The organism is Paenibacillus sp. FSL H7-0735 (genome assembly GCF_038008505.1).
In the GTDB taxonomy this organism is placed as follows: domain Bacteria; phylum Bacillota; class Bacilli; order Paenibacillales; family Paenibacillaceae; genus Paenibacillus_AQ; species Paenibacillus_AQ odorifer.
The window spans coordinates 94,579-108,366 of the sequence record NZ_JBBOZH010000002.1; the positions used below are offsets into that span (position 1 = coordinate 94,579).

The window sequence follows — 13,788 nt, forward strand, 5'->3', positions numbered from 1 at the left end:
GTCTCAATGACTCACAAGCTCCAGAGGGCCTACAGTTACATTCACCTGCTGCACACGCGGGAGGCTAGACTGCTGATGAGTAAAAACATCCTGATTATATTGAATCTGAAAACGGTGACCCAAATTATATCGATCCGCATCCTGATTTTCAAAATTAAAGCCGAGGGCCGGATCCAAGGGCTCAGTTACTCCTCCTAGTACTGCGTTTACTGTAAGATTCCCTTTGGCAAAGAAGCCTCCATTTAACCAAAAGATTGACCCCACTCCGTACAAATCAGCGTCACTATCCGTGTAAAAAAAAGCTTTCATATAAAATGAATCCTGCTCAACTTTTTTCTTAGGTGGATTAGTAAAAGTATCAATTCGGTTAATGAGCACATCTCCTTGAGATATGAGGACTAACTCCTTACTACTTAAACCTTGGATCACGGCATCCTCTACTTTCGTTTCTCCTAAAACAAACATAGTAGAGTTGAATTTCACCTGACCTTTAATAGTAACATTACCTGTAACTAGAATATTAGCTTGTATCTCCAAAATTTTAGTTATATCTGGGCTATAGTTATTTACCTCCAGATCACCATTAACAATAAGCCATTTGGGCTTATTAGAAGGATTACCTGTTTTGGCTTCATCACTAAACTTTAACTGTTTGTAATCAATTCCATCGATAAGCAGATTACCGTTATAAATCGTAGAATTATTCAAATCTTTATCCAACAAGGAGTTCTGATATATTCTCAATTGTTCTTCGTATTGGCTGCACTCTAGTTCATACTTATCCTTTTCTTCTTTTGTCGGATTATCTTCAAGTACTGGCTCAGTGTAGGGTGGATTCTCATCGGGTAGTCTATCTAATGTTGTTGTGCTTAAATAATTACCCAGTTGATTATCCTTAATAGCTTGCTTAAGTTCAGACCTTTTCCCGGTCAACCCTGTCGCTTCCTCCACTTTATCAAGAAACGATTCCAGCACATTAATCTGCACGAACTTTTTTTGCGGTTTGATAAACACCTGCTCTTTATTAACTCCCAGTATGTTAGGAAGAATAATTGAGGCGTTGTTTTTATTTACTGCTGCATTAATAATTCCATTTCCGGAATATTTAATACTTTCAAGTGATTGCACATGCACCTCAGGAAGAGGTTCCGTAGATGCTAGACTGGCAGGGTCTTTTAGTAATTCTACTTTAGGATATTGAGTCTTTTCTTTAAGATCTTTCACTTTCTTATACGTATAAACAGCCGTATCGCTGATGTTTAGTTCTTCACCCGCATATATATTGCCATGGAGACCAGGTGCTCCGTTTAATGTTAATACTTTTTCCGATCCAAAAGCATATTTAAGAAAATCAGGATAGGTATCAATGACTATCTTTTGTCTCAGCTGTCTGATGACGCCATTAACTGTGGCTTGTGCTTCAATATCGACATAATATTTTTGCTTATCCTGCTTCTCATAGGTGATGCTTTTGATCGTACCGCCAGCTCCAGATAACCCCGTACTTACGCCATTGTTAACGCCGACAACTTTGGTGGTCACCTCATTAACAATACTTTTAATCTCATCTTCCATATGATCAGGATCAATATCCGTACGCCCGTCCAACTTCGTCTGTATGTATGCCGCTGCTTCATCGAGCCCCTTTTGAGCCAGATGCAGGCTCTGCACGTCGTTTTCCCTTGTCTCCGTTCGTTGTGCGCCACCCATCGTTGCCCCGAGTACAGCTACTCCGAGTATAGTAAGTAGAAGAGCAACAAACATAACTAATACTAGGGCTGAGCCTCTTTCATTATTCTTCATCCCTCCTGCTCCTCCTAGAATCCGAATTTACTTTTCAACTCCAATGGGTAATCCCTTCCGTCGTAGCTCTGAACTAGCGATAAATCTATAGATATCAAGCCGCTATCACAAGGGATGCTATTCTGACACTCTAAAGTTATAGCAGAACCCTGTTCTAATTTAGATATCGTCTCAGTTCTTGCATCTACTGGTGGATCGACTACATCAGGATTTGCTATTGTAAGAGCACCATTAACAATACGAATCTGAGACTTAGTTCCATCCTGACGTTCTAACGTAATGTAGCTATCAATAATAGTCCCTGCATCATTTTTGAGAATAGTTGGAGTGACCTTCTCAGGAGCAAATGTATACAACTCCGTTATAATTGCGGACATTAACAAATCACCTTCGTCTCGTAATGAGTTTTCAATCGATATTTTATGATAGCTTCGTAAGCCCAGCATTGTTATCCCCGAAATAATTCCCGCTGCAACTGTAAACAATGATAGTGCCACAATTAGCTCCACTAATGTAAAGCCGCCTTCTCTGCGAAGAAGATTAACGAATTTTCTCATCGGTAATATATCCCTCCACAACAGGTTCACTTTGAGGTCCGCCAGAAGAATCCGCTCTGCTGACTTTGACCAACACAGGCAACAAATATACTGCCATCTTCTGTTTCTCCGGATCACTAGATTCCAAGCTTTGGTTATGTAGATCACGCTGATATTTAATATCTATCTGATAGTTCACACCATTTATTGCAGGATTCAAAACCTGGTTTAAGATTTCTGTATCCTGAACAAGCCCCTTGTAATCCTCACATTTCAGAGAATCATCCGTATCCTTTTGGCATTTCGCCGCCTCTATCGCATCTTCCCCTTGCGTAAAAAATTCCTTCATCGCCTTAAAATCCTGCTTCTCCACATAAAACAGTGCATTCCGCGCCAGATTGACCATAATCGTTTTGTTCTGGTTCGATTTAGAGTAACTCATGGCGTTAGTAAAGTAAGACGTAAGCACCAGTGAAACTATCGATAAAATTACAATAGCTGCCAGCACTTCGATTAATGTAAATCCTTTTTCCTGCTTTAGGCCCGGTTTCATCCTACTTTCCGCCTCTCGCCTATGAAAATACTTTTCGTATTTGCACGTTTTTCCTAAATTTTCTACTTCCATTATATTCTCTCATATCCAGCTACAGCAATCCTCAAAACCCTTATAATTCAGATATTTCTACAATATCTCTCCCTTTTGGTCTATGCTATGATTTGGAAAGAGAGGAGATGAATGAAATGGCTTTAATAGAGTGCAAATTTTATTCTGAAGTACTAGGTTTGAATACCTCAATGACTGTAATTTTGCCGCAAAAAACAACTACACAAATCGGGATGAGTAATGTAACAAGAGGTGATCTTCACCCTACTTTGTATTTACTGCATGGCTTGTCTGACGATGATTCGATCTGGCTGCGCCGGACTTCCATAGAACGGTATGTAGCGGAGATGGGGATAGCTGTGGTAATGCCGAATGTGCACCGCAGTTTCTACACAGATATGGCCATGGGGGGCCGCTACTGGACCTTCATTAGTGAGGAGTTGACGATGCTGGCGCGCTCATTTTTCCCGCTTTCCGATAAACGCGAGGAGAACTTTGTAGCCGGGTTGTCGATGGGTGGTTATGGAGCGATTAAGCTGGGACTGCGTAAACCGGAATCTTTTGCAGCAGCAGCGAGTTTGTCTGGAGCACTTGATATGGCGCATAATTTCTTGAACGGGGAAGGTGCTACCACTAAAAGCAAAGAATACGAAATGATCTTCGGAAAAGAAGATACCGCCGGAACGCCGGAAGACCTTCTTTGGCTGCTTGAGGAAGTGAACCGCTCCACGGGACCAAAACCAGCGTTGTATCAATGCTGTGGCACAGAAGATTTCCTATACACCGATAACTTGAGATTCCGCGATGCCTGCCAGGCAACCTCACTTTCTTTAACCTACGAAGAAGGTCCGGGGACACATGAATGGGGATACTGGGATGCCAAAATCCGCGATGTGCTGGCATGGCTACCTTTAAGAAGTAACTAGCTGTACTTATTAGACAACAAAAAGATGCAGCCATAAGCTGCACCTTAATATCTGTTCTACTCAGATTGCCCTCTTCGGAGGGTTCTTCTCGCTTAATTGCTTACCGTCCTTATAAGAACGCCGAAGGCAATTATGCTTGTTTGGTGATATTTTTAAATAATCCAGTCTGTTCTGTGATTCCTTTTTCAGCAGCAAATCTTTCAATACTCGATGCACCAAAGAATCCGTCTATACCTTCTGTCCGTTCAATTACGTACGCCGCATCTTCCGGCTCTGCAATCGGTCCACCGTGACAAATCACCATAATATCTGGATTTACTGCTTTCCCTGCTTTAATAATCGCTTCAATTCTTTCTACACAATCATCCAATGTCAGAGCGGTCTTAGCTCCAATTGTACCTTTGGTAGTCAAGCCCATATGTGCCACCAAAATATCTGCGCCGGCTTCTGCCATGGCTTTCGCTTGCTCAGGATCAAATACATAAGGAGTGGTGAGCATATCCAATTCATGCGCAGCTCTAATCATATCTACTTCTAAACCATATCCCATGCCGGTCTCTTCTAGATTCTGTCTGAATACGCCATCGATCAAACCTACGGTTGGGAAGTTTTGTACGCCGCTAAAACCTTGTTCCTTAAGTTGTTTTAAATAAACCTCCATTACTCTAAATGGATCTGTTCCGCATACGCCTGCTAATACAGGGGTGTTTTTTACAACAGGCAATACCTCCGAGCCCATTTCGACCACAATTTGGTTGGCATCCCCATAAGATAATAACCCTGCCAGTGATCCACGGCCTGCCATTCTGTATCTTCCTGAATTATAAACAATCAGCATATCTGCTCCGCCAGCTTCGCTGCTTTTTGCAGTAATTCCAGTGCCAGCCCCCACGCCTAAAAGAATCTTTCCATTTGCCACTTCTTCTCTAAACTTCGCCATGATTTCAGTTCTTGTATTTTTGTTCATGTGTAACGCCTCCATTTAAATATTTAATTATCTTATAAAAATCTTATTTGCTCATGAGATCTATTAGCTTCTGCGCTGCTGCTTCTGCAAATTCCACATCATTAATGGCACAATCCATTTCGATAACCTCGACAACATTTCTGTTTACACCATTTCTTAAGGTATCAAATAACATTTGATCTTCCTCTACCCCATAAAAAGCTTCCCCTGCGACATCAATGCCGGATATCCCTTTAAGCGGCAGCATTAACACCGTTTTCTCTTTGGCCATATTTAATTTCTCGACAAGCTTTTTGCCGATGGCTTCATTTTCTTCTACTGTTGTTCTCATCAGAGTAACTGTTGGATTGTGTTTATAAAACTTATGTCCAGCAAATTTCGCTGGTACCGTATCATAAGGGCCAAAGTTGCACATATCAAGCGCACCTACCGAGACAACCTGTGGAATATGATGTTTACCAGCAGCTTCTAACCGATGAGGTCCAGCATTTAGCACACCACCAATAATTTCGTCCGCCCATTCTGTTGTGGTCAGATCCAATACACCTTCAATAAAACCAGCCTCGATTAGCGCTTCCATGGACTGGCCACCTACACCTGTTGCATGGAATACAAGCACTTCATATCCTCTAGCTTCAAGATAGTTACGGGCTGCCGTCACACAGGGGGTTGTTACCCCAAACATTGTTGTAGCTACTAATGGCTTTTTCTCTATCACTTGTTTATTCTCAAATTTAAGCATACCGGCGATGGCGAAAGCTGCATTGGTAAAAATCTTTGTTGAAATGGAGTTCAGACCAGCAACATCTACAACTGATGGCATCATGACAATATCACTAGTGCCTACATATGGAGCAGTATTCCCTGAAGCTACGGTCGAAACCATCACTTTAGGTACACCAATAGGTAATGCCCGCATACCCGGTGTTACAAGTGAAGTGCCTCCAGTGCCCCCAAAGGAGATAATTCCATCAAATTTGCCTTGCTTATATAATTCAGGTACTAATTTTTCCATACCTTTGGCTAATAATTCTGTTGCTAGTGCTCTATCTTTTTTGGCAACGAGCTCATATATACTTACACCCGCGGCTGCTGCTACTTCTCTATTAGAGATATCCGGTGTAAAAGTGGGCTCAAACACACCTGTATGAATTGTAAACGTACCCAGCTCCAAGCTTTCCAATAAATTTTTAATGTAGAGATATTCTTCACCCTTGGTGTCAAAAGTTCCGGCAATAGCAATCGTCTTCATTTCTTCAACCTCCTCTTCAAATATCTGCAACAAGAAATATAAGCATAATGTATAATGTGAAACTTATGCTTTCTTATATTTCAAAAAAAAAAAGCATGATCAACTTATGAGTTAATCATACTTCTTTGATTTATAGATGAAAACGCTTTTATGTCTTATGTTTTTGTGTTTATGTTAGATTTATATTGTTTTGGAGAGTACCCTTTATACTTCTTGAACATTTTGCTAAACTGCGCATAATCCTGGTATCCAACTAATGGCGCTAGCTCAGATAACTGGATATGGTCTCTATGTAATATTTCCGCCGCCTTATCCATCCGAAATTGCACAAGATACGTTTGGAAGCTGCAGCCTACTTTTTTGGTAAACAAACTACTCAAGTAACTTCGGGATACATGTGCCACCTTAGCTAAATCTGCAAACAAGATCTCATTCCTATAATTTTGAGCTACGTATTCTTTTACAAATTCAACATAATCATAGTGCTTTGTGATGCCATCTAACATTTTGACCATAAAATCATCTTCATCCAGCGTCCCCGACACTTTAAAAGCTTTGGTTATATTCGTAATGGACTTCTCCGATGGAATTCTTTCAAAAGCAGAGCCTCCGATATATCCCATCAAGTTTTGATTATTGCTGTACATATATTGCACATCAATTGGCGTTTTCACCGGACCACCGTAAACCAGCTTAATTAAATCTGGCTTTAGCTCATTGCATGTATTAAATATCTTGTCCGCTTTAACCTTGGCAGCTTCCAGAGAGAATACTTTTTTAGCGCCTAATAGCCCGCCTTCTGTTAGACCTAGATGTGCACAAATAATATCCGCTCCAGCCTCAATCATCTGTGCTGCCTGGATTTCGTCAAATACAAAAGCAATGGTAAACAAATTCTTCTCATGGGCTATTCTTATGGCTTCTACTTCAAGTAGATAACCATTCCCCTCTTCTTCGAGCGCTTCTCCAAATTGACCATCTATTAAACCAACCGTGGGGTAATTATTAATGCCGGCAAAGCCTCTATTCTTTATTTCACTTATATAGGATTCCATATCTTTTGTCGGATCAGTTGCATTGAGGCCAAAAATAATAGGGATATCTCTGACCAACGGTATGATCTCTCTAGATGCAAAGTCCATCACCATATCATTGCTATTACAAAATGGTAAAATACCAGCGAGAGAGCTCCTCCCCATCTGGCGAAATTTACCCGAGTTTAACATCAGAATGAAATCAGCTCCACCCTGCTTCGCATACTTTGCCGTTATACCAGCACCGGTGGCTACTCCAATAATATGATTGCCTACTTTTAATTCCGATCTAAGCTCGTCTAGGGTTTGCTTTCTGTTCATATCTACGAACCCTCCTATCCTAACCTAAGGATAACCGTAAAGAATACTGCTAATCCAGTCATAGTTCATTTAGATAATAAAAAAAATCCCGCCTGCCACCTATAAAGGACTGAGGCGAGATTTGATATGGATACGGTTTACAATATAGCATCCCCGTGTTGTACAACCCATTCATTAGCTTCGTGCAATGCCAGCTCCGCCCGTTCAATTGCAGCCTTCACCTGAACGGTTGCTGTGCCGCCATAAACGTTACGAGCGTTAACTACAGCCTCCGGTTGAAGAACAGCATAGATATTCTCGTCGAAGAGCGGTGAGAATTGCTTGAACTCTTCCAGGGTCAAATCCAACAAGAATTTGCCTTCGTTGATGCAGTAGAGTACCGTTTTCCCGATTACCTCATGCGCTTGGCGGAAAGGAAGCCCCTTGCCTACCAAGAAGTCAGCGATATCCGTTGCATTCGAGAAATCCGTGTTCACCGCTTCACGCATACGACCTTTGTTCACCTTCATAGTGGAGATCATCGGCGCGAACAATTGTAGTGCACCAGTCAGCGTAGTAACCGTATCGAACATGCCTTCTTTGTCTTCCTGCATATCCTTGTTGTACGCCAGTGGCAATGATTTCAGCACCGTCAGTAAGCCAATCAGGTTGCCGTAAACACGGCCTGTTTTGCCCCGTACCAGTTCTGGTACGTCAGGGTTCTTCTTCTGCGGCATAATGCTGCTGCCTGTGCAGAAAGCATCATCCAGTTCTACAAAGCTGAACTCTGTGCTGCTCCACAGCACCAGTTCCTCACTGAGTCTGGATAGATGTGTCATGATAAGGGAAGCATTCGCCAAGAACTCCACGATGAAATCGCGGTCGCTGACAGCATCCAGACTGTTCTCATACACACTGTCAAAACCCAGTTGTTCCGCTACAAAATGACGGTCAATCGGGAAGGTCGTTCCAGCAAGCGCTCCTGCTCCGAGTGGCAGCACGTTGATCCGTTTGTAGCTGTCCGTCAGACGTTCTGCATCGCGGCGGAACATCGATACGTAAGCCAGCAAGTGATGAGCAAACAGGATCGGCTGTGCCCGTTGCAAATGCGTATAACCAGGGATGATGGTCTCCACATTGTCTTTTGCTTGTTCGATCAAAGCTTCCTGCAGCTCATGCAGCAAACTAACTAGCTCAACTACACGGCCACGTAAGTAAAGGTGCATGTCCGTCGCCACTTGATCGTTACGGCTACGTCCTGTGTGCAGCTTACCACCAACTGGACCGATTTCCTCGATCAGATGTTTTTCAATATTCATATGGATGTCTTCATCCGATACTGAGAAAACAACCTCTCCAGCATTAACCTTGTCCAGCACTTTGTTCAGACCTTGTTTGATTGTTTCCACGTCTTCTTGTGGAAGGATTCCGCATTTGCCCAGCATCGTGACATGCGCCAGACTGCCTTGCACATCCTCTTTGGCCAAAGCCTTATCAAATCCAATGGAAGCCGTATATTCCTCCACCAGCTTGTTTGTTCCTTTAGTAAACCGTCCGCCCCAAAGCTTGCTCACCTGTAGTTTCCTCCTCTTGGACGCCAGAGGGCCGCTCCTATCCTGACGGGAGGAACGGCCTTCGGGGTTGCCCGTTTAAGTTTATGTTATCGTTCTATTTCGAAGCTCCATTTACACCTGTAGAAACCTTAAGGCGCAATGCGTTCAAGTGGATAAAACCAGTGGCATCCCCTTGATCATAAGCTTGTGTAGGATCAGCTTCCATCGTTGCAATTTCAGGGTTGTACAGGCTGACTGGGCTCTTCACTCCAGCGCCGATGATGTTGCCTTTGTACAGTTTAAGACGAACAGTACCTGTTACATTTTGCTGGCTCTGTGTTACAAGAGCTTGCAGTGCAATACGCTCTGGTGCGAACCAGAAACCGTTATACACCAAAGTGCTGTAACGAGTGATCAGGCTGTCACGCAGGTTCATCACTTCACGGTCCATCGTGATGGACTCCATTTTGCGATGAGCGACAAAGAGGATTGTTCCACCCGGAGTCTCATACACACCACGGCTCTTCATGCCGACAAAACGGTTCTCAACCATATCCACACGTCCGATACCGTGTTTACCGCCCAGCTCGTTCAATTTCTCCATCACTTGAAGTGGGTTTAAGGACTCACCATTCAGCGCTACGCAGTCTCCCTTAACGAAATCGAGTTCCAAATATTCCGCTTCATCCGGAGCATCCTCTGGAGCGTTGCTCAGTAGGAACATTCCTTTGTTCTCTGGTGCACTTGGATCAAACCAAGGATCTTCCAGTACGCCGCTCTCATAGCTGATATGCAGCAAGTTACGGTCCATCGAATACGGCTTCGCCGCAGAGGCTTGTACCGGAATATCATTAGCTTCCGCATAAGCGATCATTTCCGCACGACCTGGGAATTGATTGCGGAACTCTTCTAGACGCCAAGGTGCGATCACCTTGATGTTCGGAGCCAATGCAGCTACGCCAAGCTCGAAACGGACTTGGTCGTTCCCTTTGCCTGTCGCGCCGTGCGCGATAGCCGTTGCGCCTTCAGCGATGGCGATATCTACCATGCGCTTAGCGATCAATGGACGAGCAATACTAGTTCCGAGCAAGTATTGGCCTTCATAAAGTGCGCCAGATTGGAACATCGGGTAGATGAAATCGCTAGCGAACTCATCGCGCAGATCGTCGATGTATACTTTCGATGCGCCAGTAGCAAGTGCTTTTTCCTCCAGACCGTCGAGCTCTTCTTTTTGGCCGATATCGGCTGTGAAGGCGATGATCTCCGCGTCATAGGTTTCTTTAAGCCATTTCAAAATAACGGATGTATCCAATCCGCCGGAATAGGCGAGTACAATTTTTTCTTTAGCCATGGTGTGGCAACTTCCTTTCGTGTGGGCTATATAAATTAAAATAAACGTGCCTTTGCCAGCACTCTGACGATAAATCGCAATTACACTGAATATTTGGACTTCCGGTCGCTGTTATCATCAGATTTCTTTTATTTCAAACCGCATTGTGCGGATGAAATCTGATGATAAAGGCGAACGCTACGCTCCTACAGTTCCAAAAATTCCGCTCCATTACTCCATCGTCCAAAGTCTAACTTCGCCCAACATTAATTCAATTTATATAGTGATTTATATTTTATATTTTTTAAATTCCTTAACTCATCAACGCAGCCATTAAAGCTTTTTGCGCATGCAGACGGTTCTCAGCCTGATCAAAGATCACCGAGTTAGGGCCGTCAATCACGCCTGTGCTGACCTCTTCCTCACGGTGGGCTGGCAGACAGTGCAGGAAGAGATAATCGCTCTTAGCGCCTTTTACAAGCTCCTCATTGACCTGATAGTCCTTGAATGCCGCTTCACGTGCCTTTTGCTCCTCCTCGAAGCCCATACTCGCCCATACATCTGTATAGATGACGTCAGCGTCTTGTACAGCTTCTTGCGGGCTGCGAGTGACCACAATCTTCGCTCCGGTTTCTTTAGCGATCTCACGAGCTTCTGCGACAACCGCTGCATCTGGCTCATAACCTTCCGGTCCGGCGATAGATACGTCCACGCCCAGCTTAGCTCCGCCAATCATTAAGGAATGCGCCATATTGTTGCCATCGCCGATGTAAGCCAGCTTCAGGCCTTTGAGCTTTCCTTTGTGCTCATAAATCGTTTGATAATCCGCCAGCACTTGGCAAGGATGTGCCAGGTCGCTAAGACCGTTGATTACGGGAATAGAAGCATAACGAGCGAGATCTTCAACCTTGTCATGGCCGAAGGTACGGATCATAATCCCGTCGAGATAACGCGACATTACTTGCGCTGTATCTCCAACGGTTTCTCCGCGTCCAAGCTGGATATCATTTTTGCTCAAGAATAGGGCATGCCCTCCCAGCTGATACATTCCAACTTCAAACGACACACGCGTACGTGTAGAGGATTTTTCAAAAATAAGACCAATCGTTTTCCCCTTCAGCGGCTGAAATTCTTCGCCATTTTTCTGCTTCTTCTTAAGCTCAATCGCCGAATCAATCAGATACGTAATTTCCTCCGGGCTGTAATCGTTCAGCTCCAGTAAATCACGGCCTTTCAGTTGCTGCGCAATGGTGTGCTTGTTACTCTGTACGCCCTGACTCATGAGCTTACCTCCCCGTTTGCTTGTTTAGCATAAGTATGAATGAGTTCGCATAGGATGTCCACCGCTTGGTCGATCTCCTCTTTGCTTACATATAGATTAGGCAGCAGACGAAGAACATTAGGACCGGCTGTCACGAACAACAGGCCTTTCTTTTGTCCAGCCAGTACAATATCGCCTACTGAGGATTGACATTCAATCCCGATCAACAGTCCTTTACCACGGATATCCTTCACAAAAGAACAGTCCACCAGCCTCTCTTTCAAAAGACCTGTCAGATATTTACCCATATCTTCGGCGCGCTGTGGAAGCTCATCTTCCAGCATCGTCTCAATCGTCGCTGCCATAACAGCTGTTGCTAGCGGTGTTCCCCCGAAGGTGGACGCATGGCTGCCCGCTGAGAAGGCTTCACGCAAATATCCTTTGCCAAGCATTAAACCTGCCGGGAACCCGCTAGCAATCCCCTTTGCCAAGGTGAAAATATCCGGTTCAATTCCATAATGCTGATGAGCGAACAGCTTGCCTGTACGTCCCATACCTGTCTGTACTTCATCTACAATCAGAAGCAATCCGTGTTTCTTACACAAGGCCACTACAGCGTTCAAGAACTCAGGTTCTACCTCAAGCACGCCACCCTCTGCAAGTACCATCTCCAGCATGATAGCAGCTGTATGATCTCCGATAGCAGCTTCTAACGCTGGGAGATCATGCAAGGGTACGGTCTTGAAACCTGCTGGAAGCGGCAGGAAGCCTTCTTTTACCTTTTGCTGGCCTGTAGCTGTTAGTGTTGCCAGTGTACGTCCATGGAAGGATTGTTCGAATGTGATAACCTCATAACGGTCGACACCTTTAATCTTCTGATGGTAACGGCGGGCCAGCTTAATAGCAGCCTCATTCGCTTCTGCCCCGCTATTGCAGAAAAATACTTGATCAGCGCAGCTATTCTCTGTCAGAAGGTTGGCAACTTTATCTTGTCCCGGAATATGGAACAGATTCGAGACATGCCAGAGCGTATCAATCTGATCCCTCAGCTTAGCGCCGACTTTTTCAGGAGCATGACCTAGACTGGTCACAGCCAATCCACTGGTGAAATCCAGATACTTATTGCCTTTATCATCCCATACCCAGGTACCCTTGCCTTTAACTAGGCTGATATCATATCTGGCGTAAGAAGGGAACACTGCACTCAGCTTGCCTGCTGCAACATCCGGTGTACCTGATCCTACTGTATCGGTCTGCTGTGCCCCTGCTTGCGAATCCAACTCCGCTTGTGTAAGCTTGCTCATTCTAAGTCACTCTCCCATCGGCTGCTCCTGTGAACAGGCTGCGCCTCTAATTTGTATTCATCTATGATTCTACGAACGAATAATACGTGTACCTATCGCTTCACCTTGCAGTACTCGACTAAGCACCCGTGGTTCTTTTCCATCCACAATGATAACCTCTGATACGCTGCCCTGAATGCAATCGATAGTTGCCCGCACTTTGGGGATCATGCCACCGTAGATTTCCCCACTTTCGATCAAGGCTTCGATTTCCTGTACAGTAACGGAGGGAAGCACAATCTTTTCACCTTCCACTGTACTCATGATGCCTGGCACATCTGTGACGACGATCATTTTGGGAGACTCCACATAGGAAGCAACTGCCCCTGCTGCCGTATCTGCGTTAATATTGTAGCGCTGACCTGCTGCATCTACTCCGATAGGTGCAATGACAGGAATATAACCCATCCCAACAATACCAGTTACGATCTCAGCCTTAACTTCCGTTACTTCTCCTACCAAACCTACTTCGGCGCTGTTCGCTACTGGTTTAGCAAGGATCATATTCCCATCGATGCCCGAAAGCCCCAGAGCTAGACCGCCGCTCCCTTGAATTCGCCGGACAATCGCCTTGTTTATACTCCCTGCCAGGGTCATCTCTACAACATCTAGTACTTCCTCGGTGGTTACTCGCAGGCCATTCACAAAGCTGCTTTCAATGCCCAGTTTCGCTAGATTCTCAGAAATGGCTGGCCCTCCACCATGAACAATTACTGGCTGAATGCCCTCCTCCTGCAAATCTCGCAAATCCTCAAAAAAAGAATCAGGTAGAGCCGCAAGCGTACTGCCGCCGCATTTCATTACAAACAACCCACTACCATCTAAAGCATCTATAAGTTCAAGCTCGCTATTTAGCGTCATATAATCGATATCCTTCCC

At 44.5% G+C, this 13,788-nt stretch carries 12 protein-coding genes; 1 reads left to right on the forward strand and 11 read right to left on the reverse strand.

The genetic code is table 11. The features are described from left to right. Nucleotides 1-3 precede the first annotated feature (3 nt). Genes NSS82_RS28105 through NSS82_RS28115 form a run of 3 tightly spaced genes read right to left on the reverse strand, consistent with a single transcriptional unit; the run spans nucleotide 4 to nucleotide 2,892 of the window. Nucleotides 4-1,803: a hypothetical protein gene (locus tag NSS82_RS28105; protein WP_038573561.1), complete on the reverse strand. Its 1,800-nt coding sequence runs from the start codon at nucleotides 1,801-1,803 to the stop codon at nucleotides 4-6. A gap of 14 nt (nucleotides 1,804-1,817) precedes the next feature. Then, the gene (locus tag NSS82_RS28110; protein ID WP_038573563.1) at nucleotides 1,818-2,360 is read right to left on the reverse strand and encodes a type II secretion system protein; all 543 of its coding nucleotides are present in this window, start codon (nucleotides 2,358-2,360) and stop codon (nucleotides 1,818-1,820) included. Next, on the reverse strand, nucleotides 2,344-2,892 hold the full coding sequence (locus NSS82_RS28115; protein WP_076273707.1) for a type II secretion system protein: 549 nt from the start codon (nucleotides 2,890-2,892) through the stop codon (nucleotides 2,344-2,346). Before NSS82_RS28115 ends, NSS82_RS28110 begins: the two co-directional genes overlap by 17 nt. A 188-nt stretch (nucleotides 2,893-3,080) precedes the next feature. On the opposite strand from NSS82_RS28115, the gene NSS82_RS28120 reads away from it, so the two are divergent. Beyond that, nucleotides 3,081-3,869, forward strand: coding sequence for an alpha/beta hydrolase (locus tag NSS82_RS28120; protein WP_076273706.1), 789 nt, complete (start codon nucleotides 3,081-3,083; stop codon nucleotides 3,867-3,869). A 130-nt stretch (nucleotides 3,870-3,999) separates the two neighbouring features. Here NSS82_RS28120 and NSS82_RS28125 read toward each other — a convergent pair whose 3' ends face one another. From NSS82_RS28125 to argB, 8 genes are all read right to left on the reverse strand, one after another. Next, a complete protein-coding gene (locus NSS82_RS28125) occupies nucleotides 4,000-4,836 on the reverse strand; it encodes a phosphoenolpyruvate hydrolase family protein (RefSeq protein WP_038573568.1) in 837 nt (278 codons plus the stop codon). Between the two features lie 43 nt (nucleotides 4,837-4,879). Continuing rightward, nucleotides 4,880-6,088, reverse strand: a complete 1,209-nt coding sequence (locus NSS82_RS28130; protein WP_038573570.1) for a Tm-1-like ATP-binding domain-containing protein — start codon at nucleotides 6,086-6,088, stop codon at nucleotides 4,880-4,882. Between the two features lie 155 nt (nucleotides 6,089-6,243). Beyond that, nucleotides 6,244-7,443 (reverse strand): phosphoenolpyruvate hydrolase family protein, encoded by a 1,200-nt coding sequence (locus NSS82_RS28135; protein ID WP_038573573.1) that lies wholly within the window; start codon nucleotides 7,441-7,443, stop codon nucleotides 6,244-6,246. Between the two features lie 137 nt (nucleotides 7,444-7,580). Next, nucleotides 7,581-8,996, reverse strand: coding sequence for an argininosuccinate lyase (argH, locus tag NSS82_RS28140; RefSeq protein WP_036678523.1), 1,416 nt, complete (start codon nucleotides 8,994-8,996; stop codon nucleotides 7,581-7,583). A gap of 94 nt (nucleotides 8,997-9,090) precedes the next feature. Further along, entirely contained in the window at nucleotides 9,091-10,326 is a 1,236-nt protein-coding gene (locus NSS82_RS28145) for an argininosuccinate synthase (RefSeq protein ID WP_042192353.1), read from the reverse strand. A gap of 292 nt (nucleotides 10,327-10,618) precedes the next feature. Then, the gene (argF, locus tag NSS82_RS28150) at nucleotides 10,619-11,587 is read right to left on the reverse strand and encodes an ornithine carbamoyltransferase (protein ID WP_036678521.1); all 969 of its coding nucleotides are present in this window, start codon (nucleotides 11,585-11,587) and stop codon (nucleotides 10,619-10,621) included. Next, the gene (locus tag NSS82_RS28155) at nucleotides 11,584-12,870 is read right to left on the reverse strand and encodes an aspartate aminotransferase family protein (protein ID WP_076273705.1); all 1,287 of its coding nucleotides are present in this window, start codon (nucleotides 12,868-12,870) and stop codon (nucleotides 11,584-11,586) included. The genes argF and NSS82_RS28155 overlap by 4 nt, the downstream gene beginning before the upstream one ends. Nucleotides 12,871-12,939: 69 nt before the next feature. Beyond that, a complete protein-coding gene (argB, locus tag NSS82_RS28160) occupies nucleotides 12,940-13,770 on the reverse strand; it encodes an acetylglutamate kinase (RefSeq protein WP_076273704.1) in 831 nt (276 codons plus the stop codon). Nucleotides 13,771-13,788 lie beyond the last annotated feature (18 nt).